This is a genomic window from Streptacidiphilus fuscans, assembly GCF_015690355.1.
Taxonomy (GTDB): domain Bacteria; phylum Actinomycetota; class Actinomycetes; order Streptomycetales; family Streptomycetaceae; genus Streptacidiphilus; species Streptacidiphilus fuscans.
Genome location: NZ_JADPRT010000009.1, coordinates 318,888 through 344,886 on the forward strand (window position 1 = coordinate 318,888; position 25,999 = coordinate 344,886).

Genomic DNA, 25,999 nt, shown 5'->3' on the forward strand with positions numbered 1-25,999 from the left:
ACCGCACGTACGAGAGCACATCCAGAGCAATGACTGACGAAGACAGCACGACCGGTCCGCGCACCGTCTCCCGGCGTCGCCTGCTCGGCGCCGCGGGAGTCGGCGGCGCGGCCGGGATCGCGCTCGGGGTCGGCGGCTACGCGCTGGCCGACGCCCGGAGCAACTCCGCTGCCACGCAAGGCGGCAGTGGCAGTGGCCGCGCGGCGCTGACCAGCCTGGGCGCCGACGCCGTGCCGTTCCACGGCACGCACCAGGCGGGCATCGTCGAGCCGATGCAGTCGACGCTGCACGCCACGGCGTTCGACCTCACCGCCGGGACCGGCCGCCCCGGGCTGGTGTCGCTGATGAAGCGCTGGTCCGCCGCGGCCGGGGCGATGGCGGAGGGCCGGAAGCCGCCCGGCCTGACGGACGATCAGGTCGCCCTGGACGCGGGCCCGAGCTCGCTGACGGTCACCTTCGGCTTCGGCGCTTCGGTCTTCGCCAAGGCCGGACTGACCGCCCAACTCCCGTCCCAGCTCGCACCGTTGCCGCCGTTCCCGGAGGACCGGCTGGACCGGGCGCGCTGCGACGGGGACCTGTGGGTGCAGGTCTGCGCCGACGATCCGCTGGTGGCCTACCACGCGATGCGGACGCTGCAGCGGCTCGCGGCAGGCCAGGCCGCACCGCGCTGGCAGATGACCGGGTTCAGCCGCGCGCCCGGCGCGACACCCAAGCCGATGACCGCCCGCAACCTGATGGGCCAGATCGACGGGACCAACAACCCCAAGCCGGGCAGCTCCGGCTTCGACACGACGGTCTTCGTCCCGGGGAACGCCACGGCCGCCGGACAGCCGTCCTGGATGGCGGGCGGCAGCTACGCGGTCTTCCGGCGGATCCGGATGCTGCTCGACACCTGGGACCAGCAGTCGCTGGACCTGCAGCAGCGCACGGTCGGACGGCGCAAGGACAACGGCGCGCCGCTCTCCGGCGGGCCGGGCAGCACCGAGACCACGACCGTCGACCTCGACGCGTTCAACTCCGACGGCTCGCTGGCGATCCCGGGCGACGCGCACATCCGGGTCGCCGCCGCCGCGTCCAACCAGGGCGCGGCCATGCTGCGGCGCGGCTACTCGTACCACGACGGCTACCGCCCGGACGGCGCGCCGGACGCGGGGCTGCTCTTCATCGCGTTCCAGGCCGACCCGATGAACGGCTTCGTCCCGGTGCAGCGGAAGTTGGCGCGCGGCGACGCGCTGTCGCGGTTCCTGGTGCACGAGTCGAGCGGCCTCTACGCGGTGCCGGGCGGGGCGAGCGCCGCCGGGTACGTCGGCCAGGCACTCTTGGAGTCCTGACCCCCGGAGCCCAGCGGAACTCCAGGGTCCCGGCGAATCCTGGGACCCTGGAGAGACCCGGGGTCGCTTTACCGTGGCCCGCGTCCCCACCTTGGCCCGCGTCCAGCCCGCAAGACCACGAGTCCCCGGCGGCGCGGAGTCGTTAACGTTACGTCCGTGCAGCGAGCAACCAGGCGTGCACCTTTGGAGGTCACCGTGTCCCCGAACCGATACACCTACCTCGGTCCCGAGGGCACCTTTACCGAGGCGGCGCTGCGGACCCTTCCGGAGGCGGCGACGCGCGAGCTGGTGCCGTCCGTGTCCGTCCCGGCCGCGCTGGACGCGGTGCGCACCGGCGAGGCCTCGGCCGCGCTGGTGCCGATCGAGAACTCCGTCGAGGGCGGCATCCGGCAGACCATGGACGAGCTGGCCCAGGGCGAGCCGTTGATGATCTACCGCGAGGTGCTGCTGCCGATCGCGTTCGCCCTGCTGGTCCGCCCCGGCACCACGCTGGCCGACGTGAAGACGGTCACCGGCCACCCGGCCGCGCAGCCGCAGGTCCGGCACTGGCTCGCGCAGCATCTGCCGAACGCGGACTGGGAGTCGGCGGCGTCCAACGCCGACGGCGCCCGCCTGGTCCAGGAGGGCCGCTACGACGGCGCGTTCGCGGGCGAGTTCGCCGGGCCGCTGTACCACCTGGAGCCGCTGGCGGCCGAGATCCACGACGCCGCCAACGCGACCACCCGCTTCGTGCTGGTCGGCCGACCGGGCCGGCCCTCCGCGCCGACGGGTGCGGACAAGACCTCGGCGGTCTTCTGGCTGGAGGACGACCACCCCGGCGCGCTGCTGGAACTGCTCCAGGAGTTCGCGGTGCGCGGCGTCAACCTGATGCGGATCGAGTCCCGCCCGACCGGGGAGGGCCTCGGCAAGTACTGCTTCGCGGTGGACGCGGAGGGGCACATCACCGACCGCCGGGTCTCCGAGGCGCTGATGGGCCTGCACCGGATCTGCCCGCAGGTGCGCTTCCTCGGCTCGTATCCGCGGGCGGACGCGGTTCCGGCGACGGTCCGCCCCGGCACCTCGGACGCCGAGTTCACCGGTGCCGCGGACTGGCTGTCGCGCTGCCTGGACGGGCGCGGAGAGCAGTAGTACACAGGCCCCTGCGGGTTATCCACAGGGGAGCGAGTTTTCCACAGGCTGGGGATCGGTGTGCATGGACCAGAGGACCGGTCCATTCATGCATTAGTCCCGCAAATCGTGCAGACAAGACAAGACGGACATATAGGGATTCAGCTGCTCTGTTTCCCCAAAGTCCGCTTCCGGGACCCAAAAAATCACGCCTCCTGCCGCAAACCCGAGGTTTGACGAGCTCAGAGGCGTGATTGTTGGCAATCCACAGGGACCTCCGCACCCCTGTGGATAACTATCTGCACATGGGGATATCCACAGCCGTGGATCTGTGGACTCTCCGGATCACATGTCCGGGAAGTCGATCGTGTATCCCTGCTGCTGCAGCCACGGCACGATCTGGTTCAGCGCCGCCACGGTCTCGCTCCGGTCCCCGCCGCCGTCGTGCATCAGAATGATCGACCCCGGCCGGAGTTCCTTCTTCACGGTCGAGACGATGGTGGCGACACCCGGCCGCTGCCAGTCATTGGTGTCGACGCTCCACGCCAAGGGACGCAATCCGTTGTCCGCGGATATCTGCCGGATCTCCGGAGTGAAATCCCCACCGGGGGCCCGGAACCAGGAGACCTGGGTCCCCGGGCCGCCGGCCTGCTCGATCATGCGCTTGGCGTCGACTATTTCACTGGTCTCGTAGGCGGTGCCACGGCTGGACATGGCCTCGTTGTGGTGGACCGAGTGGTCGCAGAGCCGGTCGCCCGCAGCGATGACCGCGCGCGTCGCCGAGGGATTGGCGGTGGCGTTCGGGCCTATTTCACAGAACGTCGCGTGGACCCCGTACTTCGCCAGAACCGCGAGGATCTTCGGCGTCCACACCCCGCTCGGCCCGTCGTCGAAGGTGAGCGCCACCGTCTTCTCCCCACCGGGGTGGGCGATGTAGTACTCAAGGGTCTTGTCGGCCGACTTCGTCCCGCCGTTCGGAATGGTGTCGCCCGAGGTGCTCTTCGGGTTGGGCGAAGCGGAAGAAGAGCCGCCGTTCGCGTTCTGGTTCGTGCCGCTGCTCCCGCCGCATCCGCTGAGTGCCAGCACCGCCGCCAGGACCGAACCCGCGACCGCCACCATGCTCTTCTTCATACTGTCCCCACCTTCTGGTCCCTGCCTGCCCGTTCACTTTCGCAGCCCGTACAGCCGGTTCTTACGGATCTGACAGCCTTGGGAAATCCTCGGGACGAAGATGTGACACAAAATGCTCGGCAGTGGACGTTTTGCCGGTGGAGCCGAGGGCCGAACGAGGCGCGGAGGCCCCTTAATGCGCGGGGTCACGGCTCGCGGACCGGTACCCTCGTAGCGTGATTGACCTTCGCCTGCTTCGCGTAGACCCGGACCGTGTGCGCGCCTCCCAGCGCGCCCGAGGAGAGGACGTCGAGCTCGTCGACGCCCTGCTCGCCGCCGACGAGCGGCAGCGATCGTCCAGTTCCCGTTACGACGAGCTGCGCAACGAGCAGCGTCAGATGGGCAAGCAGGTCGCGCAGGCCAAGGGCGACGAGAAGGCCGCGCTGCTGGAGCGCACCAAGGAAATCGCCGCCGAGGTCAAGGCCGCCAACACGGCGCAGACCGAGGCCGAGGCCGAGGTGCAGCGGCTGCTGGGCGGGTTGGCCAACCTGCTCGACCCGGACGCGCCCATCGGCGGCGAGGAGGACTTCGTCACCCTCGAGGAGGTCGGCACTCCGCGCGACTTCGCCGCGGAGGGCTTCGAGCCGCGCGACCACGTCGAGTTGGGCAAGATCCTCGGCGCGATCGACACCGAGCGGGCCGCCAAGGTCTCCGGCTCGCGCTTCTACTACCTGACCGGCGTCGGCGCGCTGCTGGAGCTCGCCCTGGTCAACATGGCGATCGCGCAGGCCACCGAGGCCGGGTTCATCCCGATGATCACGCCCGCGCTGGTCAAGCCGCGCGCGATGGAGGGCACCGGCTTCCTCGGCCAGGCCGCGGAGAACGTGTTCCACCTGGAGAAGGACGACTTCTACCTGGTCGGCACCTCCGAGGTCCCGCTCGCCGGCTACCACATGGACGAGATCCTCGACGCGGACCAGCTTCCGCTGCGCTACGCCGGGTTCTCGCCCTGCTTCCGCCGCGAGGCGGGCACCTACGGCAAGGACACCCGCGGCATCATCCGCGTCCACCAGTTCGACAAGGTGGAGATGTTCTCCTACGTCGCGCCGGAGGACGCGGAGGCGGAGCACAAGCGCCTGCTGCAGTGGGAGCGGGACTTCCTGGACAAGCTCGGCCTCGCCTACCGCGTCATCGACGTGGCCTCGGGCGACCTGGGCGCGTCGGCGATGCGCAAGTACGACATCGAGGCGTGGATCCCCACCCAGGGCAAGTACCGCGAGCTGACCTCGACCTCCAACTGCGGTGAGTTCCAGGCCCGTCGCCTCGGCATCCGGATGCGCGGCGAGGAGGGCAACCGCCCGCTGGCCACGCTGAACGGCACGCTGTGCGCGGTGCCGCGCACCATCGTGGCGCTCCTGGAGACGCACCAGCTGGCCGACGGCTCCGTCGTCGTGCCGGAGGCGCTCCGCCCGTACCTGGGCGGACGCGAGGTGCTGGAGCCGGTCGGCAAGTAGTCCGGTCCGCCCGCCCGCACCACCTGAGAGAAAGTCAGACCACGTGAGCTCCGCCCCACGGCCGTTCGACCTGATCGCGACCGACCTGGACGGGACGCTGCTGCGCGACGACCACACCGTCTCGCCGCGCACGCAGCGCACCTTGGAGGCCGCGAAGGCCACCGGGGCGCAGCACATCGTGGTCACCGGCCGCTCGGCGATGTGGACCAAGCCGACGCTGGACGCCATCGGCTACACCGGGCTGGCCGTCTGCAGTCAGGGCGGCCAGCTCTACGACGCGGGCGAGCACCGGCTGGTGACGTCCGTGACCCTGGACCGGCAGGTGGCCGCCCTCGCCCTCGCCAAGGCGGAGGCGGAGGTCGGCCCGCTCGCCGTGGCCGTCGTCCAGGACGGCCTCGACGGCGAGGTGCTCTTCTCCCGCGACTACGACATGCCCTCGTCCGGGACGGAGCTGTCCGACCCGGTCGACGACCCCGCCGCGCTGTGGGCCAAGCCGCTGAGCCGGGTGCTGATACAGCACCCGGCGCTCGGTGACGACGAGTTGGCGGCGGCGACCCAGGAGGTCGCGGGTGCGCTGGTCACCGTCGTGGTGTCCGGACGGGGCTTTGTCGAGCTGCTGCCGCTCGGCCTCTCCAAGGCGACCGGGCTGGCGCTCGCCTCCGCGCGCCTGGGGACGAAGAAGGACCGGACGGTGGCGTTCGGCGACATGCCCAACGACATCCCGATGTTCCGCTGGGTCGGGCATGCGGTGGCGATGGCCAACGCGCACGCCGACCTGAAGGCCGTCGCGGACGAGACCACCCTCAGCAACGAGGAGGACGGCGTCGCCGTCGCCATCGAGGGCATGTTCGAGCTCGATTAGTTGTTACCATAGACGCCGGTTAGGTCCGATTTAAGCCGGACATGTCTGAGCGAAAGGGCAAGCGGACGATGCGCGGAGTGGAGCTGCACGCAGCCTGCCGCGGTCTGCTGGCCGAGCTCATCGACGCGAACATCAAGCGACCGGAGAGCTGACGTCGCGCGCTTCCGAGCGCCGTTCGACTCCTTTCTCCCGCCCACACTTTCTTTCTTCGCTTGAGAGTGACGCATGTCCCGCTCCGTCCTTGAGACGCCCGTTTCGTATGCCCCTGCCCCTTCTGCCTCGCGGCTGACGCGCGTCCTCGCGCACCCCGCGACCGCGCTCGCCGGCATCCTGCTGGTCTCCCTCAACATGCGCGCCGCCGTCTCGGCGGTCTCGCCGCTGCTCGGTGACATCAGCAGCAGCTACCACCTGTCCTCGACGGCGGGCGGGCTGCTGACCACCATCCCGGTGCTGATGATGGGCGCGATCGCGCCCGTCGCCGCCCGCCTGGTCCGCCGCTTCGGCGCGGAGCGGGTGGTCGGCCTGGCACTGGTGGTGCTCGTCGCCGGCGTGCTGCTGCGGATCGCGCCGGGCGCCTGGGCGCTCTTCGCGGGCAGCATGGTGCTGGGCGCGGCGATCGCCCTGCTCAACGTCACCATGCCGGGCCTCGTCAAGCGCGACTTTCCGGACCGCGCGGCGGCGATGACCGGCGTCTACACCACGTCGATGATCTTCGGCGCGACGCTGGCCGCGGCGCTGAGCGTCCCCTTCGAGCACGCCTTCGGCGGCTGGCAGGGCTCGATGGCGTCCTGGTCCGTCCTCGCGGTCATCGCCTTCGCGGCGTGGCTCCCGCAGCTGTCCGCGTCGAAGACGCGGGGGGTGGGGGCGGGCGCGGCTGCGTCCGCGCCGTCCGCGGGGAAGGTCCCCGGGTTGTGGAAGCACCCGTTGGCCTGGCAGTTGGCCGTCTTCATGGGCATCCAGTCGCTGCTCTCCTACACCCTGATCGCCTGGCTCCCAACGGTCCTGACCACGCAGGGCATGGACCGCGGCACGGCCGGGATCGTCTTCGCGGTCAGCTCGCTGGTGCAGATCCCCGCCGCGTTCCTGATCCCGCTGGCGGCCGGACGCACCAACAACCAGCGGATGCTGGTGGTCCTGATGGTCGGCTCGATGGCGACCGGCGTGGCGGGCCTCCTGGTCGCCCCGACGGCGGGCGCGTGGGTCTGGGCGACGCTGATCGGCGTCGCCCAGGGCGGCGGCTTCGGGCTCGCCATGGCGATGATCGTGCTGCGCAGCGGGAGCGCGCAGGTTGCCGCGCAGCTGTCCGGGATGTCGCAGCTGGTGGGCTACTTCATCGCCGCGAGCGGCCCGGTGGGCTTCGGTGCGCTCCACCAGGCCACCGGCGGGTGGACACTGCCCCTCGCGGTCCTGCTGGCCGCGTGCGCGGTGGGCGTCACTGCGGGACTCGGCGCGGGACGCAAGCTCGTTCTCTCTGCGTAACTCTTTGCAGAGAGGGAAGTTGCAGCACGTCAGGGGCGCGGGGAACTGCGCGAGCAACCACCCTGTGCGGATGGCCCTGCTCGTTCGGCGACTCACCACATTGGGTGGCTTGTCGCGCCCACGCGGCGGAGCCGCATATCAGCAGAGCCCCGCGCCCCTCAGGAAGTTGCAACTCCCCCTCGCGAGAAAAGGTTCTACTCCTCGCCCGCCAGCGTCAGCCGACTGAGCCGCGCCGCGGCGAACGCCGCGCCGCCCAGCGTTGCGACAAGCAGCAGCGGGACCGCTGTCGAGAGCTGGACCGAGGACGTGATGACGCCCGGGTCCGCGATCTTCTCCGCGATGCTCAGCGCCCACTGGTGCACGCTCAGCGTCCGCGCGCCCGGGACGTACTGGCCGACGATCGTCTCCCACAGCAGCGCGTACATCAGGCCCCAGACCACGGCGTGGCGGGAGACCACGCCGAGGAGCAGGAAGATCGCGCTGTAGGCGATGCCCGCGATCAGCGCCGCGATCGTGAAGCCCAGCGTCAGGCTCTGGTACGTGCCGAAGAGGATCAGCCCCGCGATGTACGTGGGCAGCGCCGCGAACACCACCGAGCAGCCGATGGCGACGACCAACTTGGAGATGATGATCTTCCACCGCGGCTGCGGCTTCGCCAACAGGTAGATGATCGAGCCGTCGTCGATCTCCGGGCCGATGGCGCCGGTTCCGGCGACCAGGCCGACAAGCGGGACCATCGTGCCGAGGGCGAGCGTGCCCAGGATGTTGGACGCGGTGCTCTCGTCCTGGCCTGCGACCGCGCGGATGACGACCGAGAGGACGATCAGCAGCAGGGGCAGACCCAACAGCAGCAGGCCCCGGCGGCGGCCGAGCAGGCCGCGGACGGTCAGCCGGGCGACTGTGACGTTCATGATGAGGTCTCGGCCTTCCGTTACTTGGCGGCGACGAGGTAGGAGAAGACGCTCTCCAACGACTCGTCGGCCGGGGAGACGGTCAGCAGGCGGATGCCTGCCTCCTTGGCGACGCGCGGGACCAGCTCGGTGAACCGGTAGAAGTCGATCGCCTGGATCTGCAGCGCCCGCTCCTTCCAGTCCAGTTCGATGCCGGCCGTCGAGCCGTCCGCGATCAGCGCCGCCGCGAGGGCGCGGTCGTCGCTGGAGCGGACGGTGTAGCGGTGCGGACGGTCCGTCATCAGGCGGCGGATCTTGCGGAAGTCACCCGAGGCGGCGTGGCGACCGGCCACGACGACCTCGATGTGGCGGGCCAACTGCTCGACCTCCTCCAGGATGTGGGAGGAGAAGAGGACCGTGCGGCCCTCGCTGCCGAAGCGGCGCAGCAGTTCCATCAGGTGCATCCGCTGGCGCGGGTCCATGCCGTTGAAGGGCTCGTCGAGGAGCAGCACGGCCGGGTCGTGGACCAGGGCCGAGGCCATCTTGACGCGCTGCTTCATGCCCTTGCTGTACGTGGAGACCTGGCGGTCCTGCGCGTACTCCATCTCGACGGTGGCCAGCGCGCGCTTGGCCGCCTCGCCCGGAGAGGGCAGGCCGTGGAGCTCGGCGTTGGCCAGCACGAACTCCCAGCCGGTGAGGAAGTCGTACATGGCCTCGCGCTCGGGCACCAGGCCGATCTGCCGGTAGGCCTCCTGGTTCTTCCAGATCGGCTTGCCGTCGAGGACGACGCTGCCCGAGGACGGCGGCAGGAAGCCGCTCATCATGTGGATCAGCGTGGACTTGCCCGCGCCGTTCGGCCCGAGCAGGCCGGTGACGCCCGGCTCGATCGTCATGGTGACGTCGTTGACCGCGACGACGTTGCCGAACCAGCGGGACGCCCGGTCGATGCTGATGGTGGTCATGGTTCTGCCTCCTCAGATCTTCCGGTAGCGACGGACCAGCAGGGCGAAGGTGCCGACGACGAGGACGCCGATCCACACCAGGAAGACCACGCCGCCCAGCGTGCTCGGCACGCCGATGTTCGGGCGGTCGTTGGGCACGTTGAAGATCCACTGGACCGTGGAGTCGATCAGCATGCCCGGGTTGAGCATCGCCACCCAGTGGCCGGACGTCACATGGCCCTTGAAGCGCATCACGCCGAAGATCGCCTGGGCCAGGCCCTGGGAGACCATGAAGGTGGCGATGATCGCCGCGACGCCGAAGCCGCGACGCGGTGTCAGCGAGGCGAGCAGCGAGCCGATGCCGGCGTAGACCAGGGCGTAGAACGCGGCGGCCAGCACGCCGTAGCTGAAGTGCTCCAGGTTGTAGGTGAACGCCATCGAGCCCAGCAGCGAGCCGATCCACATGATCAGCATCGGCAGCATGGTCAGGATGAAGACCGCCGAGGCCATCGCCGCGAACTTGGCCCGCACGTAGTCGGAGGAGCGCAGCGGGCGGGAGAAGTAGAGCGGCACCGTCATGAAGCGCAGGTCTCTGGAGAAGAGGACCGGCGCCTGTGCGGCGGTGAAGACGGCGATCACGAACTGCATGATCGTGAGGTAGTAGGTGTACTCGATCGGCAGCTTGCCGGACTTGAGGTAGACCGAGACCGCGACCATGATCACCGCGGGCAGCGCCATGATCACGCACATGGCCATCGGCAGGATCTTCGACTTGCCGGACCGCCCCAGGCCGAACGCGCCGCGCAGGCTGGAGGTGTAGAGCGAGCGGGTGGCGTAGCCGGGGCCGAGGCGCGGGCCCTCGTAGTGGCGGTAGCCGATGTCGTGGATGACGTCGGCGCGCGCGCCCTCGGGGGCGCCGTTCGGGGCGTGGTTGAGGGTGTCAGACATGGGCCACCTCCTCCTCGACGGCGGGGTTCACGGCGAAGACCTCGGAGATGTGGTGGCGGCGCTGCTCCAGCCGGACCAGGCCGACGCCCAGGTCCGCGACGGCATCGCGGATCACGTCGTAGACCTCGTCGCCGGTCAGCTCGACCAGCACGACGTGGCCGCCGTCGACCGTGGCGGTCAGGCCCGCCTCGGCGAGCCGCGCCAGCAGCGCGGCGTCCGCGTCGAACTCCGGCTCGCCCTGACGCTCCGTCACCTCGACGGCGAGCATGGCCGTGTAGGCCGTCATGTCGGCGGTCGAGGAGCTGCGCAGCAGCTTGCCGCCGTCGATGACGACGACGTGGTCGCAGGTGCGCTCCAGCTCGCCGAGCAGGTGCGAGGTGACCAGCACCGAGATGCCGAACTCGCTGTGCACGCGGCGGATCAGCCCGAGCATGTCGTCGCGGCCGACCGGGTCGAGGCCGTTGGTCGGCTCGTCGAGCAGCACCAACTGCGGGTCGTGGACCAGCGCCTGGGCCAGCTTGACGCGCTGCTTCATGCCCGTCGAGTAGGTGCCGATCGGGCGGTAGCGCTCCTCGTACAGCCCGACGTGGCGCAGGATGTCGGCGGTGCGCTCACGCGCCGCCGTGGCCGGTAGGCCGGACATCCGGGCCATGTGGACGACGAACTCGGTCGCGGTGACGTCAGGGGGGAGGCAGTCGTGCTCCGGCATGTAGCCGACGCGCTCGCGGATGGCGCCGCCCTCCGTGGCGACGTCCAGCCCGAGCACGCGCGCGGTGCCCTCGGTGGCCGGGGAGAGGCCCAGCAGGATCTTGATGAGTGTGGACTTACCCGCGCCGTTCGCTCCGACCAGCCCGACCACTCCGGACTGCACCTCGACGGTGAGGTGGTCCAGAGCAGTGACCCGGGGGAACCTCTTGGTGAGGTTGTCCGTAGTGATGACAGACACAGGATGAGGCTAGTCAGAATGTCGGCCCCGTCACATCAGGTCGACGGCTGACTTTTCCCTGGTCCTGCCCTTAGCCCTGGGATGTACGCGGCGGGGGTCGTCCCCTAGGGGACGACCCCGTTCCGTGGCACCGCGGGACCGCTCAGGCGGAGAGCAACTGGTTCTGCAGCTCCACGACCTGGCGAAAGTCGACCGTGGGGATCTGCCGGGGGTTGGTCATCTCGATCAGCGCCTCCGTGTCGCCCACGGTGAGGTAGGCGTAGATCACGGCACCGTGCCCGCCGCCCGCGTCGAGCGAGCGCACGGTCGCGGTGATCGACCCGAGGTCCACCCCGGTGGCGTCCTGCGCGTCCGCGGCCGAGGTCAGGTACACCCCGTCGGCCTCGGCCGAGTCGACGTTGCTCGCGGTGCTGTTGGAGCGGAACTGCTGCAGGTAGATCTGCGTGTGCGTGCCGTCGGGCATGGACCAGCCGGTCGCCGCGATGTGCCGCAGGCCCGCGTCGTCGAACGCGCCGAGCAGCGAGGCGCTGGTGGTGTACAGCTTCAGGAACGACGCGGTCGGGTACCAGCCGTTCCGGCCGGGGAGGGTGGCGTCCGGGCTCGCGCCGTCCGGTGCGGGCACCAGCAGTTCACGCAGGTCGACGCTGTGGACGTGGCCGTTCCCGGCCGGGGCCGGGGCTCCCGAGGGCAGCTCCGGCAGGCTCAGCGCCGGGAAGGTCCAGCGACCGTCGGCGGGGGTCCGCAGTCCCGGGAGGTCGGTCCGCGCCGGCACCGTCACCAGCGCGGCGGTCACCGCACCGGCCACCAGCAGCACGGCGGTCGCACTGCTCCACCGCGCCAGGGTCCGCAGCCACGGCCGCTCCTTGCGCGGCTTGGGCGCGAGCTCGGCGGGCAGCGCCCATGCAGTGGCGGGCAGCGGCTGCGGCAGCGGTTGCGGCAGCGGCAGCGGCGCGGCGACGCCGGGGTGGAGCGCGGGCGGCGGGGTCGGCGCGGGCGGCTGCGGGTGCGGAGCCGTCGGCGCGTCGGCAGGCTGCTCCGTCTGCGCAACGTCGGGCTCCGCCGGTGCCTTTGCGTCCGCCACCTCTGCCTCGGGCTGGGGCTCGGTCTCGGGCTCGGTCTCGGGCTGGTGGAGCTCGTCGGGATCGGTCGTCGTCATACCTGGGCCGCCGGGGTCGCGAGTCGGGACAGTTGCTGGCGGAAGAGGTCCGCTGCCGCCGCCTGGGCCAGCGGGGCCACGCCCTCGACCTGCATGGTGATCAGCAGGTCGCCCTCGGCATCGTCGCAGCGCAGCACGCCGAACGAGGAGCCGTACGGGTCGGGCGGCAGATAGCAGTGCGCGTGCGGGAAGCCGGACACGCTCGGGCCGCCGCCGTCACCGGCGGTGGCGCCGCGCAGGGTGGTCAGCGCCGTGGACGCGGCGCTGCTGCCCGGCTTCTCCTGGATCAGGGTGATCTCGGCGGACAGCCCGTCGTCCGGGTCCGCGTAGCTGCGCAGCGCGTAGCCCTGGAGGCCGGACAGGCCGAGCTCCGAGCCGAGGGTGCTGCGGTTGCCCGCGCTCAGGAACCGGTACTCGGCGGTGAACGCAGACGCGTACTGGGACGGCGTCAGCACGGTGTCGTTGCCGAAGGTCCGGTCGTCGGGCCCCGGCTGGTCGGAGGTCGGCACCGGCAGCAACAGCTGGTCGAGCGTGCCGAAGTGGCTGCCGTCCGCGCGGACGCCGTAGGTCGGCGCGGCGGGGGAGGCGGCGGAGGACGCCGCCGCCGAGGACGTGGTGGACGACGACCTGGTCGCCAGGATCAGCGCGCCTGTGCCGCCGCCGACCGCGACCGCGGACAGCACGAACGCGGCGGCCAGCGCCACCAGCCGCCCACGGCGGCGCGGCTGCCCGTCGGTCGCGCCGACCGCGCCGGCCGGGCCGGGCTCGCCGGGCACGGCGGGCACGACGGGCCCCGCGGACGCGGCCGTCTCGGCGGGCGGGGGGAATGCCTCGGTGCTCACAGGCGCTCCAACTGGCTCTGCATGATGGACATGACCACCGACTGCGGGACGGAGTTCGGGCTGTCCGCGAAGATCTCGACCATGATGTCGCCGTGGATGGCGTAGCCCACGCCCTGGTAGTAGCTGCCGCCGTTCCCGTCGCTGTGGGACTTCGTCCCGGCATACACGCCGCTGTCGGACGTGCCGGGCACGATCGCGGCGCTCACCCCGGTGTCGGTCGTGGAGTAGCTCAACTGGCCTTCCATGGCGGTCTTGAGCTGGGCCTCGTCGCTCTTCTGGAACTGCATCAGCCGGACGCTGACGTTCTGGTCGCCGTTCTGGACCCACTGCACCTCCGCCGCGCGGCGGAAGCCGTTGGTGATCAGGTAGCGGAACTCGCTTCCAGGGTTCGTGTAGTTGATCGCGTAGGAGCTGAGGGACAGCCAGCCGTCCGGAGTGTCCGGGACGTCCCACGGCTTGCTGCCGGAAGGCGGCGGAACCAGCAGGGCGGTCAGGTCGCCGTCGGTCCGCACCGCGTCGTCCTCGCTCGCGGAAAGGGCGGGCGCGGCGCCGCGCGCGGCGGGGTACTGGGGTGCGGCGCCGACCAGCGGCGGCAGCGGCGTCGCGGGACGACCCGCCTGGATCGCGTAGCCGATGCCGCCGCCTCCGGCGATGCCCAGCACCAGCGCGCCCGTGATCAGCGCGGCGAGCTGCCCGCGCGTCCAACGACGGCGCTGCTTGGGCGGCTTCGGCGGTTCGGCCGCGCCGGTGACCTCACTGGGGGTACTGGCAGGGACGGCAGGGACGTCGTCGGGGTCGACGGCCGACGGCCCGGGCACGGGAGTGCTCACTTCTTCTCCTGGTCGATGCGTCGTCGTCGGTGACTGACTCACTGGCCCGTGCTCAGGCGCTGCTCCTGACGCTGCATCAACTGCGTCAGAAGGGATCGGCTGGGCGTGCCCGAGCCGGTGATGTCGATCTCGTACTCCACGTCGCCGACATGCGAGACGCCGATGACCTGACCGTTGCCGCCGGTGCTGCTGCTCGGCGCGAACGACTGGCCCTTGGCATCCGAGATCCCGGAGACGCTGAAGGAGTCGCCCTGGCTGAAGGACAGCCCGCTGACCCAGTCGGAGGCGTGCCCCGGACCGTCGAAGTGGATGAGCTCGACCTTGACGGTCCAGACCCCGTCGTTGGTCAGGAAGCTGCGCGTGGCGCCGCCCTGGCAGCCGAGCTGGTCGAGGACGGAACGGCTGGTGGAGGGGTCGCTCATCACCTTGGCGATGTCGCCGCAGCTCTCGCTCGCGCCGTTCACGTCGTTGTAGACCTGCGCGCCGTCGGGGACGGGCAGCAGGAAGTAGCGCAGGTCGCCGCTGTGGACGCTGCCGCTGACGGAGCCCTTGACCGTCGGGCCGGGGGTCGGCGTCGGGGAGGCCGGAGCGGCCGTGGTGGGGGCGGCCTTGGGCGACGGGGTCGCCTTGGCGTCGGCGGAGGCGACCGGGCTGGGACTCGCCGCGGCGGCCGTAGTCCCACCGCTACCGCTACCGCTGCCTCCGGCAGCGACGACCGCACCCGCCGTACCAGCGGCGAGCACCAACCAGCCCGCGACACCCAGCGCGATGTACGCGCCGCGTCGCGAGGTCTTCTTCCCGGACGACCCGGTCGGCACCGGAGCAGGTGGAACCGTCGGATATCCGGACGGCTGGCTTTCAGGTCCCAAGGAAATTCCCCAACGATGCGATACGGGGCAGTCGGGTCGGAGCGGCGCACCTCCCGTCACGTCACGGAGGCTGGCGCCACGACCCTTGCGAGCTGCGAGTATGCCGCGCCGCACAGGAGCTGCCCAACTTCTTTATGCGATCGATACCGGCCGTGCAGCTGCTCTCCCGGATACGTCCCAATTATCCGCAGCAGTCCCTTCTTTGACGTTGGGAGAACAAAAACGCGGGCCCCGCCGAAAAGCGGGGCCCGCGTACGAGGGGCTGCGATCAGCCGAGCTGCGCCAGACCGTCGGTGGCGATGCGCTCGAAGACCGCGAGGTCGTTCTCGAAGATCGAGTCCGGCACCGGCCAGTGCACGACGACCTCGTCGATGCCAAGGTCGCGGTAGGTGCCCGCCCAGTCGACGAACGCGTCGACGGAGGCGAGCGGCCGCTCCGCCGTCGAACCCTGGAGCAGCATCTTGTCGATGCTGCCGAAGTCGCGCCCCTGCGCCTCGCACGCGGCGCGGAGCTTGCCGAGCTGTGCCTCGATCACGGCCGGCGCCTGCTCCACCGGCACGTCGCCGGGCCCACGCGGGTCCCCGTAGGTGACCCAGCCCTGGCCGTACTTCGCGGCCAGCTTGAGCCCGCGCGGCCCGGTCGCGGCGACGTAGAACGGCACGCGCGGCCGCTGGACGCAGCCGGGGATGTTGCGCGCCTCGACCGCGGAGTAGAAGCGGCCCTCGTCGGTGGTCGCGTCCTGCGTCAGCAGCTTGTCCAGCAGCGGCAGGAACTCGTCGAACCGGTCCGCCCGCTCCTTCGGCGTCCACTCCTCCTGGCCGAACGCGGTGGCGTCGAACCCGGCGCCACCGACCCCGATGCCGACGGTGAGCCGGCCACCGGAGATGTCGTCGACCGACATCAGCTCCTTGGCCAACGTCACCGGATGCCGGAAGTTGGGCGAGGTCACGAGCGTCCCGAGCCGCAGCCGCTCCGTCGCGCAGGCCGCCGCGGTCAGCGTCGGAACGGCCCCGAACCAGGGCTCGTCACGGAACGACCGCCACGACAGGTGGTCGTAGGTGTACGCGGCGTGGAATCCGAGTTCCTCGGCCCGACGCCAGATCTTCTGTCCCTCGCTCCACCGGTGGATGGGGAGGATCACCGTGCTCAGACGCATGTCCCCGACCTTACGGGAGGCTGCGGCCGCAGGGGCGTGCCGCCGTTGCCCATCGTGGAGGCCGGGCCCAGTTGTCGCCCGCGAAGGACCGGGCCAGCCACGACGGGACAGGCGGTCTCGGACGGCTTCCCACCCGTCCACCAAGCGAAGCCAGCGACCCTCGGCGTAGTTGCGCAGAGAACGAGAGCCACTGGCGCGACCGGCTCGGTGATCGAGATGACAAGGCAGGACGTCACAGCTGGGCCGGTTCCAGCACGCCGAACGCCTGGTGCCGACTCGCCCCGCATCTGGTCAGTACCGGCTCATGTGAGGGATCGTCTTCTCCGCCAGCTCGATGATCGCCTGTGCCTTCAGCAGATCGTCCCTGACCTCATCGGGGGTCACCGGCGGCGCTTCCGCTGACCGGTACTCGCTCTCGTTCCGCCTGGCGCGCATGCGACTGAACGGGCGCAGGACGTTCCCGAGTGGCGGGTCCAACTGGGCTCTGACGGTCTCGTAGACCGCGACATGGCCTCCTCTGCTCGTGGCACGGAGCCCCTGGTTCATCAGGATGGCCGCGAGCGCCTTGCGTGCGGCGTCATACGCAAGGCTGTACGCACCAACCGGGTCAAGATCGAGGACCAGCCCTGCGGAGGCCAAGTGCTGGCGCGCCTGCGCCAGTTCCGCCTCGGCGTGCTCCGCCGACGCCGGGACCCTCTCAATGTCCCGTCGCTGGATCAGCTCATCCACTACGGTCCGACCCTGGTTCCAACGGTTCATTGGTCCTTCTCCTCGTGCAGGGACAGGCGAACCAGGGGTCGCTCGCGGACCGAGACGAGGAACGGTTCGTCACTCGGCGACGCCCAAACCTCCGGAGTGACCCGATGGGCATTGACCTCCCGGTGCAGTTCCCGGGACGCGCGCTCGGCAAGGTCGAAGAGTTCGTCCGGATCGGGTCGTCCGATCACCAGCACATCGATGTCGGCCGGGATCGGACCAGGCTCTCCCTGGTAGCGCGCTGCCCACGATCCGTAGATGTACGCCTCCTGAACACCACCCAGGTCGGACAGCAGGGCACTCAGGCGAGGCATCGGCCCATACGTCACCAACAGCAGGTCGCACAGCGGTCGATACAGGACGGTGTCAGTCCGAGCGGAAACGACTCGGGTCCGACCGACCCGCTCCTCGGAGAGGATCTCCGCACCAACCAGCCGGTCCGCTTCTCGTAGAACAGCGGTGTGGGAAACTCCGAGCTCCTGGGCGAGGGCGGTGAGCGTCCATCGATGGTCCGGGTGCAGAAGAACGAGCGCCAGCAGGTCCCCCTGCAACCGGGACCGGAAGAGCGGGAGCAGCGACGGCGCAGAAATCTTCATTGGCCGCAGAATATCGTGCGCGTAATGCATATATCCCCGGGAGGCGGGATTCCGCCGCAGATCACACTCAGATGAGTGAACGAGGCTTGGCTGAGCTCACGAGCGTCCCGAGCCGCAGCCGCTCCGTCGCGCAGGCCGCCGCGGTCGGCGTCCCGCCGTAAGGCCACGGCCCGATCGCAGTGCTCGGCGATCTGCTGCTACCGCCGACCGGCGTGGCGTCACCCATAAGGGTGGTGTGCGCTTCAACCCGGCCGAGCAGCGAGAGCCGCCCGGAGCTCGGCGTCGGTGGTCTGCCCGGTGAGCCATCGCCAGAGGGCTCTGGAGGCTTCCCGGTCAAGGCCCAGCACTTCCCGGGCGGCGCGCAGGAAGAGGCTGTCCGTGGCGGTCAGTGCGCGGTTGCTGTCGGCGCGGGCGCGCAGAACTCCGATTCGAGCTCGGCGGTGAAGACGCCGACCGGGGTGGCGAAGGAGCCGTTCGCCCAGTCGCCGTTGACCTCGGTCGAGAGGAGGTGGCGGCCGTCGCGGGTCCCGAAGGTGTAGGACCACGAGCCGTCGATCGCGCCGCCCATGCCCCACACCGTGCCGCAGGAAAGCTTCACCGAGGCGACACCCAGGCCGTAGTCGGCGGCCGGGATCCACTTCTTGTCCCCCGGGTACAGCATGGTGAACATCTCGCGCTGCTGGGTGGGCGGCAGCAGCCGCCCCTGAAGCAGGGCGCGGAAGAAGGTGATCAGGTCGCCGTCAGTGGAGATCATGTCTCCCGCGCCGAAGCCCCAGGAGGGGTTGAGGTCCGTCACGTCGTAGAACGGGGCGCTGGGGTCCTGCTCCATCAGCTTGGAGTAGAAGCGGCCGTGCGGGCCGTGGATGCCCGTGTCGTCGCCCGTCGGCTCGTAGGTGCTCTTCAGGTGCAGCGGCTCGGTGATGCGCTCGGCGAGCTCCTGGGCCAGGGTGTGCCCGGTGGCCTTCTCCACGATCAGCCCGGCCAGCACGTAGTTGGTGTCGGAGTACTCCCAGCCGGCCCCGGGGGCGAAGCTCGGCTTCGCCGCGAGGGCGATCCCGACGAGTTGCTGCGGGGTGAAGCTGTCGAAACGGTTCGTCAGGAACGCCGGCCCGACGAACTCGTCATACAGCAGCGGCGAGTCGGCGTAGTTGGCGATGCCGCTCGTCATGTTCAGCAGCTCGCGGAGCGTGATCGCGGAGCCGTCGTAGCCGTTGCCGTCCACCAGACCCGGCAGCCAGTGCTCGACCGTGTCGTTCAGGCTGAGCTTGTGCTCGGCCTCCAACTGGAGGACGAGGGTGGCGATGAAGGTCTTGGTGGTGCTGCCGATCCGGAACCGGTCCTGCGGCTGGAACATGCGGCCGGTGGCCAGGTCCGCGCTGCCCGCCTGACCGAACCAGGTCGAGTCACCGTCCTGGATCTGGGCCGTCGCACCGGGCAGACCGCCCTCGGTGACGGCGCGTGCGAGCACGGACTGGACTCCGGCGTGCGAGGTGTCCGACGTCCCCTGGGCGAAGGCCGCGGGAGCGGTCGCGAGCATGGCTCCGGCGACGACGGCCGTGACGGCGGCGCGGACCGTGTTCTTCATGGTGGTTCCCCCTGATGTGTGGTTTTGCTTCGCGTTCTGGGAAAAACGGTAGACCGGTCTTCGCCGATCCGGCAATCAGCCGCATGCCCAACATGGCTGTTATTGCAGGTAGATGACGCACAATCCTTGCAATGAGCCTGCCGATTAATGCAATGGATTCCGTGCAACTGTTGCAATGGCCTGAAGCTGAACGCATACTCGGCCGGAGCGAGATGCAGGAGAAGGAGCGTCGAATGCCAGGAGCCCGGCTGACCCAGGAGGAGCGCCGCAGGATCGCCGTCGGGATGGCCGAGGGCCTCGGCTACGGGGAGATCGCCCGCCAGTTGGCGCGCCCCACCTCGACGGTCACCCGCGAGATCGCCCGCAACGGCGGCCCGTCCGGCTACCGCGCGGAGAGCGCTCAGCGCGCCACCACACAGCGCTCGCGACGCGGCAGGCCCGCACCGCAGCGGACCCGCGACGGCGGCGTGAGCCAGGCGGACGGCCGCGACCCGGCAGCCGTCCAGGAGTTCGCGGCCCAACTCGCGGAGCTGCTGGTGCACACCGGCCTGCCACGGATGGTGGCCCGGGTGCTGACCTGCCTCTACGTCACCGACAGCGGCAGCCTGACCTCCGCCGAGCTGGTGCAGCGACTGCAGGTCAGCCCGGCGTCGGTGTCCAAGGCCATCGGCTATCTGGAGGGCCAGGCGCTGGTACGACGGGAGCGGTTCGAGCAGGGCGAGCACGGACGCCGCGAGCGCTACGTCATCGACGACGACATCTGGTACCAGGCGATGCTGGCCAGCGCCCGCCGCAACGCGATGCTTGCCGAGTTCGCGCGCAACGGCGCCGAGTTGCTGGGTCCCGCCACACCGGCCGGAGCACGGCTCGACACGGCCGCGGTCTTCCTCCAGCACACAGGTGAGGACCTCGTCCGCGCGGTGCAACGACGCCGCGACGAGGAGGCCGCGCAGGAGGCTGTGCGGGAGTCTGCGCAGTCAGTCGGTGCGGAGTAGCCCCGCCAGGAACGCCACCGCGTCCTTCGGGTCGCGTCGCGCTCCGGCCTGGCCGCGCGCGAACGCGGCCTCGTAGGCGGTCGCGCCCAGCGCCTCCCGGAGCGACTCGGTGAGCCCGGCGGGGTGCCGTCGGGTGCCAGGGAGCGACAACGACTCGGCCACCCCGCAGAGTTCGGCCGCCGTGCCGGGCCGTCCCGAGACCGACTCCAACGCGGCTGCCGTCCCCGCGAGTTCGCCGTACGCAGGCAGGTTGCGGGTCCGGGAGACGACAGAGAAAGCGGCCCGAAGTCCAGCCGCCGCAGCTTCGCGGTCGCCCTCGTGGAGGGCGATCCGAGCCTCCGTCATATGGACGGCCGACTCCATGAGTTCGCCACTCGTCCACCCGACAAGCCTGCTGGCCATGGCCGATGCGCACAGCTCGCGGGCCCGCGCGGTCTCGCCCCGGCTGAGAGCCACCTCGGCCAGGCCGAGGCGGGCCTGGGCCAGGTTGTCGCTGACGCCGAGCGGCTCGACCAGGCGGACGGCGCGCAGCAGGTCAGCCTCGGCCGCGTCCAGGTCGTCCGCGCGGATGCTGAAGTCAGCGCGGCTCCACAGTAGTTCGGCCATGTCCTCGACCGACTGGAGCTCGCCCGCGAGGGACAGCGCGCGGTCGGTGCAGGCCGCGGACGCGGCCCGGTCGCCGCGCCGTCCCCGCGCGCGGGCGAGCTCCATCAGGGCCATCACCATGCCCCAGCGTTCGCCCTGCTGCTCGAAGCAGTCCAGCGCCTCGCCGAACTCGCGCTCCGTCTCGGCCAGATCGGCGCGGAGGTACCAGTGCTGGAACCCCATCCCGGTGTGCAGCAGGCCGCGGTACCAGGGGTCGTCGGCCAGGCTCGCGATGGCCGCGTTCTGCGCGGCCGTCGAGACGTCGTCCGGGACGCCGACGAAGGGCGCCCACTGCACGATCAGGAACGGGAAACGCAGCGGATGCGCGAACATCAGCCGGTCCATGACCGGGCGGCACAGGTCGACCGCGGCGACGAGCTCCGGGGTGTCCATGCCGCCGGAGATCGCCGTCATCACGGCCAGCACGAACTGTTCCTCCCGGCCCGGCGGGATCGCGCCGCCGAGCGCGTCGAGCAGCCGGACGGCCAGGGCGCGGCCCTCGGTGCGGAGGCCACGCAGCATCCAGTAGCCCGAGAGCGCGGCAAGCAGGTCCAGCGCCTGCTGCTCGGGGTCGGTGGCGACGGCGTGCCGCAGAGCGGCCGTGAGGTTGCTGTGGTCGGCGGCCAGGCGTGCCAGCCAGTCGAGTTGGGCGGCGGTGCGGAGCTGCGGTTCCGCCTTCAGGGCGAGCGCGGCGAAGTGGGCCAGGTGCGCGTCGGCGTAGTGCCGCTGTTCGTCGGCCGCGTCGAGCCGCTCGGCGGCGTAGGCGCGGACGGTCTCCAGCATCCGGTAGCGCATGCCGCCGGAATCCGGGGCCTGGTGGGCCACGACCAGGGACTTGTCGACCAGCGCGCCCAGCAGGTCCAGCGTGTGGTCAGCGGCGACCTCGCCACCGCCGCAGACGGCCTCGGCGGCGTCCAAGGTCCAGCCGCCGCTGAAGACCGAGACCCGGCGCAGGAGTTCGCGCTCCGGCTCCGGGAGCAGGTCCCAACTCCAGTCCACCACCGCGCGCAGGGTCTGCTGACGGGGCTGGGCGGTGCGGCTGCCGCCGGTGAGCAGACGGAACCGGTCGTCGAGCCGGTCCGCGATCTGACGAGGCGTCAACATTCGCAGCCGGGCGGCGGCCAGCTCGATGGCGAGCGGCAGGCCGTCGAGGCGGCGGCAGATCTCCGCGACGGCCGACGCGTCGGCGGCGGGCAGCCCCTCCAGCGCGAAGCCGGGGCGGACAGCAGCGGCGCGCTCGGCGAAGAGGCGCAGCGCCTCGGCGTCCGGCAGCGGCTCCAGCGGGCGGACGTGCTCGCCGGGGACGGCCAGGGGCTCCCGGCTGGTGGCGAGGATCCGCAGCTCCGGGCAGGCGTTCAGCAGGCTCTCGGCGAGCTGGGCCACCTCGGCGACGATCTGCTCGCAGTTGTCCAGCACCAGCAGCAGGTCCCCGCGCCGGGCGAGCGCGGGAGCGAGTCGCGCGACGGCGTCGCCAGTCGGCGCGGTGGGACCGAGAACGCCCGCCTCGCGCACCCCGAGCGCGCCCAGCAGCGCCTGCGCGAGCCCGCTGCCGTCGCCGACCCGGGAGAGGTCGGCGAAGCACGCGCCGCCCTCCTCCTCGGAGGCGGACCTACGTGCGGCGAGTTCGAGGGCGAGCCGGGTCTTGCCGGTCCCACCGGGGCCGGTCAGGGTCACCAGGCGCGCGGCGCGGAGCGTGGCGTCGAGCGCGGCCAGCTCGGGTTCGCGACCGACGAAGGTGGTCAGCGGACGCGGGACGGGCGGCAGCGGCAGAACGGACGCGGGTACGGGTTCGGGCGCGGGTGCGGGTGCAGGCGCAGCGGCCACCGCGGCCGGGCCTGCGGGTTCGGCCGCAGCCGAAGCCTGCCGCAGCGCCGGGTCCGCGCGGAGGATGGCCAGGTGCAGCTCGGCCGTCTCCGGACCGGGGTCCGCGCCCAGCGCGTCCGCCAGGGCCGCGCGCAGTGCCGCGTACGCCGCGAGCGCGTCGGCCTGGCGTCCGGCGGCGTAGAGGGCGCGCATCAGCAGCGTGGTCAGCCGCTCGCGCAGCGGGTCCGCCGCGACGGCCTGACGCAGCCCGGCGATCACCTCGGCATGGCGACCCAGGGCCAGCGCGGCCTCGGCCCGGGTCTCGACCGCGCCCAGCCGCAGTTCGGTCAGCCGGACCACCTGTCCGGCGGCGAAAGGCGCGCCGCCGACGTCGGAGAGCGGCTCGCCACGCCACAGCCCGAGCGCCTCGGTGAGCGCCGCATGCGCCTCCGCCGCCGCTCCGGCGGCCAACGCCGACCGGCCCTCGGCCGCCAGCCGCTCGAAGACGTGCGCGTCCACCTCGTCCGGCGACACCGACAGCCGGTAGCCGCCGGGCCCGCCCTCGACCGTGGCCCCGACCTGCGCGAGCACCCCGCGCAGCCGGGAGACCTGCGACTGCAGCGCGTTGGCGACGTTGTTCGGCGGCGCCTCGCCGTAGAGGCCGTCGACCAGCCGGTCGGTGCCGACCGTCCGTCCGGCGTCCAGCAACAGCAGCGCGAGCAGCGCGCGCCGGCCGGGACCGCCGAGCGCGAGTTCTGCGCCGTCGCCGGTCCACGCCGCGGTCGTGCCGAGAATGCCGAACCTCACCCGGTGATTCTGTCGCATCGGCCACAGCTCGGGAGCGCCAGGAGTGTCGGGAGCGAGGTTCCGGCGGAAGACCCACATCGGAGGATGTGAGGATGGAGGGGTGATCCCCTCCCTCATCGCCACCGATCTCGACGGCACCCTGCTGCGCAGCGACGGCACGGTCTCGGCCCGCACCGAGGACGCGCTGCGTCGCGCCGAGGAGGCGGGGATCTGCATCGTCTTCGTCACCGGCCGCCCACCGCGCTGGATGGGCGGGGTCAGCTCCGCCATCGGCCCGCACGGCGTGGCCATCTGCTCGAACGGCGGCGCGCTCTACGACGTCCGGCGCAAGGAGCTGCTGTCCACCTCCCCGATGCGCCGCGAGGACGCGCTGGCCACGGTGGCGGCGCTGCGCGCGGCGCTGCCCGAGGTCAGCTTCGCCTTCGAGTACCCGGCGGGCTTCTCGCACGAGCCGCAGTATCCGCGCACCCTGTGGGACATGGACGCGGCCGAGCAGGTCGCCCCGGCGGAAGAGATCCTGGCCGGTCCGGCCGGGGACCAGGTCTTCAAGCTGCTGGCCAAGCACCCGACCCTGGACCCGGACGCCTTCCTGCGCCTGGGCCGCGAGGCGGTCGGCGGCTTCGGCGAGGTGACGCGTTCGGCGTCGGTGGCGATGCTGGAGATCGGCGCGGTTGGCGTCAGCAAGGCCACCGCGCTGGCCCGCTGGTGCGCGGAGCGCGACATCCCCGCCGAGCGGGTGGTGGCCTTCGGCGACATGCCCAACGACCTGCCGATGCTCGCCTGGGCGGGCACGTCCTACGCGGTCGCCAACGCCCACCCCGAGGTGCTGGCCGCGACCCCGCGACATGCCGCCGACCACGACGAGGACGGCGTGGCCCGGGTCGTGGAACTGCTGCTGGACGGCAGCGCCTGAGACTGGTGGTCGTCGGCCGGGCCGGTCCGCACGGTCCGCGCCGGACCGCGACGGACCGCGACGGACCGCAACGGATCGCAACGCTCAGAGCACGGCGGTCCAGGAGACCGTGGTGCCCTTGCCGTTCGGGCCCGGCTCGTGCCAGGCGGAGCCGGCGAGGGCCTCGGCCCGCTGACGCAGGTTGCGCAGCCCGCTGCGGCGACCACCCTCCGGGATGCCGACGCCGTCGTCGGTCACCGTGAGCAGCACCGCGGGCCGACCGGCCGCGCGCAGGGCCGAGTCGGAGTCCTTGCTGTCGACGGCGGTCTCCACCGCGACCGGGCTGTGCGTCAGACGCCCCTCGGCGTCGATGTGGACGGTGCTGTCCACACAGACCTCGACCTTCGACGCCCGCGCGTGGCGTGCCGCGTTGGAGAGCATCTCCCGTAGTGCTGCCGTCAACTGACGACCCGTCGTCTCGCCGATCATCGACTCGATCGGTCCCACGAACGCGATCGACGGACGGAATCCGAGCGGTCCCACCGCCTGTGCGCCCTCGCGCAGCAGCTTGCTGCGCAGGTCCTCGTCACCCTCCGGGGTGTCGTCGTGCTGGAGGGCGTAGATGGTGGTGCGCACCTCCTGGATGGTGGCGTCGAGTTCGTCGACCGCTTTGCCGATCCGGGTCCGCACCTCGGGGACCTCGGCCAGCCGGGCCGCGCTCTCCAGCATCATGCCGGTGGCGAAGAGGCGTTGGATGACCAGGTCGTGCAGGTCCCGGGCGATCCGGTCGCGGTCCTGGTAGACGGCGAGGCGCTGCTGGTCGTGCTGGCCCTCGGCCAGCCGAAGCGCCAGCGCGGCCTGGGCGGCGAAGCCCTCCGCCAACGCCTGCTCGTCCGCCGTGAACGGCGGCAGGTCGCGTCGACGCCAGACGCTGACCGCGCCGAGCACCCGGCCCGCGCTGCGCAGCGGCAGCGTCATGCTCGGCCCGAACGCCTCCCGGACCGTCGAGCGGACCTCGGAGTCCTCGCGCATGTCCTCGATGATGACGCTGTCCCCGGCCAGCAGCCGGGCCGTGCGCTCGCTCGGCGGGATCAGCTCGCCGGTGACGAAGTCCGAGGCCTCGCCGGAGGCGTGGGAGATCCGCAGTCCGCCGTCGCCGGTCGGCAGCAGGATCATGCCGATCGCCGCGTCGGCCAGGTCGCGCAGCAGCTCCGCGGTGGTGATCAGCGCGATCTGCGCGTCCTCGGCGGTCAGCATCACCGTGGTCACCTCGCGGGACGCGGCGATCCAGCGCTCGCGGCGCAGACCCTCCTCGTAGAGGCGGGCGTTCTCGATGGCGACGCCGGCCGCGGCCGCCAGCGCCTCGACCACCTGCTGGTCGGCGGAGCTGAAGTGCCGTCCGTGGTGCTTCTCGGTCAGGTAGAGCGTGCCGAAGAAGTCGTTGCGGACCCGGATCGGCACGCTGAGGAAGGTGTGCATCGGCGGATGGCCGTGCGGGAAGCCCGCAGCGCTGGGGTGCTGGGTCAGGTCCTCCAGCCGCAACGGCTCGCGGTGGTCGGTGACGTAGCCGAGCAGGCCGAGCCCGCACGGCGGTCCGCCGATCTCCAGCTCCTCCTCGGCGCTGATGCCCACCTGGATGAAGTCCGACAGGCCGTGGGTGTGCGGCGCGAGCACGCCGACGGCCGCGTACTCGGCGTCGACGAGATCCGCGGCGGCGGAGGCGATCCGCTGCAGCGTCGCGTGCAGGTCCAGCCCGGAGCTGACCGCGACGACGGCCTCCAGCAGCTCGCGCATCCGGTCGTTGACGGCGGCGACGGCGTGCAGCCGTTCGGCGACCTCCGACACCAGGGCGTCGACCTCCAGCGAGCCGAGATCGGGGCTGAAGTGTCCCTCGCTCTGTTCCATGGCCATGGTCAGAGCCTAGTTTGTCCGGATTGAC

The 25,999-nt window shown here is 71.2% G+C and carries 22 protein-coding genes; 7 read left to right on the top strand and 15 right to left on the bottom strand.

Going from position 1 to position 25,999, the window contains the following annotated elements; all coding sequences use genetic code 11:
• The first annotated feature begins 29 nt into the window (after positions 1–29).
• Together efeB and pheA are read left to right on the top strand one after the other, a co-directional pair.
• On the top strand, positions 30–1,331 hold the full coding sequence (efeB, locus tag I2501_RS22715) for an iron uptake transporter deferrochelatase/peroxidase subunit (protein ID WP_196195985.1): 1,302 nt from the start codon (positions 30–32) through the stop codon (positions 1,329–1,331).
• Between the two features lie 195 nt (positions 1,332–1,526).
• Entirely contained in the window at positions 1,527–2,459 is a 933-nt protein-coding gene (gene pheA / locus I2501_RS22720; protein WP_196195986.1) for a prephenate dehydratase, read from the top strand.
• A 324-nt stretch (positions 2,460–2,783) separates the two neighbouring features.
• On the opposite strand, the gene I2501_RS22725 is transcribed toward pheA, so the two are convergent.
• Complete coding sequence (locus tag I2501_RS22725; RefSeq protein ID WP_196195987.1) at positions 2,784–3,569, bottom strand: polysaccharide deacetylase family protein; 786 nt, start codon at positions 3,567–3,569, stop codon at positions 2,784–2,786.
• 215 nt (positions 3,570–3,784) lie between these two features.
• Between I2501_RS22725 and serS the strand changes: the two genes are divergently transcribed.
• The 3 genes from serS (at position 3,785) to I2501_RS22740 (ending at position 7,403) form a co-directional block, all read left to right on the top strand.
• Positions 3,785–5,062 (top strand): serine--tRNA ligase, encoded by a 1,278-nt coding sequence (serS, locus tag I2501_RS22730; protein WP_196195988.1) that lies wholly within the window; start codon positions 3,785–3,787, stop codon positions 5,060–5,062.
• Positions 5,063–5,105: 43 nt separating this feature from the next.
• The gene (locus I2501_RS22735) at positions 5,106–5,924 is read left to right on the top strand and encodes an HAD family hydrolase (protein WP_196195989.1); all 819 of its coding nucleotides are present in this window, start codon (positions 5,106–5,108) and stop codon (positions 5,922–5,924) included.
• A 225-nt stretch (positions 5,925–6,149) separates the two neighbouring features.
• Positions 6,150–7,403 (top strand): CynX/NimT family MFS transporter, encoded by a 1,254-nt coding sequence (locus I2501_RS22740; protein ID WP_196195990.1) that lies wholly within the window; start codon positions 6,150–6,152, stop codon positions 7,401–7,403.
• A gap of 194 nt (positions 7,404–7,597) precedes the next feature.
• Here I2501_RS22740 and I2501_RS22745 read toward each other — a convergent pair whose 3' ends face one another.
• The 12 genes from I2501_RS22745 to I2501_RS22800 form a co-directional block, all read right to left on the bottom strand.
• Positions 7,598–8,317, bottom strand: a complete 720-nt coding sequence (locus tag I2501_RS22745) for an ABC transporter permease subunit (protein WP_196196048.1) — start codon at positions 8,315–8,317, stop codon at positions 7,598–7,600.
• Positions 8,318–8,334: 17 nt separating this feature from the next.
• Positions 8,335–9,255 (bottom strand): ABC transporter ATP-binding protein, encoded by a 921-nt coding sequence (locus I2501_RS22750; protein ID WP_196195991.1) that lies wholly within the window; start codon positions 9,253–9,255, stop codon positions 8,335–8,337.
• A gap of 12 nt (positions 9,256–9,267) precedes the next feature.
• A complete protein-coding gene (locus I2501_RS22755) occupies positions 9,268–10,182 on the bottom strand; it encodes an ABC transporter permease (protein WP_196195992.1) in 915 nt (304 codons plus the stop codon).
• On the bottom strand, positions 10,175–11,128 hold the full coding sequence (locus tag I2501_RS22760) for an ABC transporter ATP-binding protein (protein WP_196195993.1): 954 nt from the start codon (positions 11,126–11,128) through the stop codon (positions 10,175–10,177). Before I2501_RS22760 ends, I2501_RS22755 begins: the two co-directional genes overlap by 8 nt.
• A 142-nt stretch (positions 11,129–11,270) precedes the next feature.
• Entirely contained in the window at positions 11,271–12,284 is a 1,014-nt protein-coding gene (locus tag I2501_RS22765; protein WP_196195994.1) for a hypothetical protein, read from the bottom strand.
• Positions 12,281–13,126 (bottom strand): hypothetical protein, encoded by an 846-nt coding sequence (locus tag I2501_RS22770; RefSeq protein ID WP_196195995.1) that lies wholly within the window; start codon positions 13,124–13,126, stop codon positions 12,281–12,283. The genes I2501_RS22765 and I2501_RS22770 overlap by 4 nt, the downstream gene beginning before the upstream one ends.
• Positions 13,123–13,956 carry a hypothetical protein gene (locus I2501_RS22775; protein ID WP_196195996.1) on the bottom strand — a complete coding sequence of 278 codons (834 nt, stop codon included), beginning with the start codon at positions 13,954–13,956 and terminating at the stop codon, positions 13,123–13,125. The genes I2501_RS22770 and I2501_RS22775 overlap by 4 nt, the downstream gene beginning before the upstream one ends.
• 38 nt (positions 13,957–13,994) lie before the next feature.
• Entirely contained in the window at positions 13,995–14,774 is a 780-nt protein-coding gene (locus tag I2501_RS22780; protein WP_196195997.1) for a hypothetical protein, read from the bottom strand.
• Positions 14,775–15,093: 319 nt separating this feature from the next.
• On the bottom strand, positions 15,094–15,981 hold the full coding sequence (locus tag I2501_RS22785; protein WP_196195998.1) for an LLM class flavin-dependent oxidoreductase: 888 nt from the start codon (positions 15,979–15,981) through the stop codon (positions 15,094–15,096).
• 291 nt (positions 15,982–16,272) lie between these two features.
• Positions 16,273–16,740, bottom strand: a complete 468-nt coding sequence (locus tag I2501_RS22790; RefSeq protein ID WP_196195999.1) for a HEPN domain-containing protein — start codon at positions 16,738–16,740, stop codon at positions 16,273–16,275.
• Positions 16,737–17,333 (bottom strand): nucleotidyltransferase domain-containing protein, encoded by a 597-nt coding sequence (locus tag I2501_RS22795; protein ID WP_196196000.1) that lies wholly within the window; start codon positions 17,331–17,333, stop codon positions 16,737–16,739. Before I2501_RS22795 ends, I2501_RS22790 begins: the two co-directional genes overlap by 4 nt.
• A gap of 385 nt (positions 17,334–17,718) precedes the next feature.
• On the bottom strand, positions 17,719–18,918 hold the full coding sequence (locus tag I2501_RS22800; RefSeq protein ID WP_196196001.1) for a serine hydrolase domain-containing protein: 1,200 nt from the start codon (positions 18,916–18,918) through the stop codon (positions 17,719–17,721).
• A 233-nt stretch (positions 18,919–19,151) separates the two neighbouring features.
• Between I2501_RS22800 and I2501_RS22805 the strand changes: the two genes are divergently transcribed.
• Complete coding sequence (locus I2501_RS22805) at positions 19,152–19,913, top strand: GbsR/MarR family transcriptional regulator (protein ID WP_196196002.1); 762 nt, start codon at positions 19,152–19,154, stop codon at positions 19,911–19,913.
• Here the strand turns inward: I2501_RS22805 and I2501_RS22810 are convergent.
• Complete coding sequence (locus I2501_RS22810) at positions 19,896–23,168, bottom strand: AfsR/SARP family transcriptional regulator (protein ID WP_196196003.1); 3,273 nt, start codon at positions 23,166–23,168, stop codon at positions 19,896–19,898. The two genes, I2501_RS22805 and I2501_RS22810, sit on opposite strands and share 18 nt — an antisense overlap.
• Before the next feature lie 100 nt (positions 23,169–23,268).
• Here I2501_RS22810 and I2501_RS22815 point away from each other — a divergent pair, with 100 nt between their 5' ends.
• Positions 23,269–24,081, top strand: coding sequence for an HAD family hydrolase (locus I2501_RS22815; protein ID WP_328806535.1), 813 nt, complete (start codon positions 23,269–23,271; stop codon positions 24,079–24,081).
• Between the two features lie 84 nt (positions 24,082–24,165).
• On the opposite strand, the gene I2501_RS22820 is transcribed toward I2501_RS22815, so the two are convergent.
• Positions 24,166–25,971, bottom strand: coding sequence for a GAF domain-containing sensor histidine kinase (locus I2501_RS22820; RefSeq protein WP_236046911.1), 1,806 nt, complete (start codon positions 25,969–25,971; stop codon positions 24,166–24,168).
• Positions 25,972–25,999: the final 28 nt, after the last annotated feature.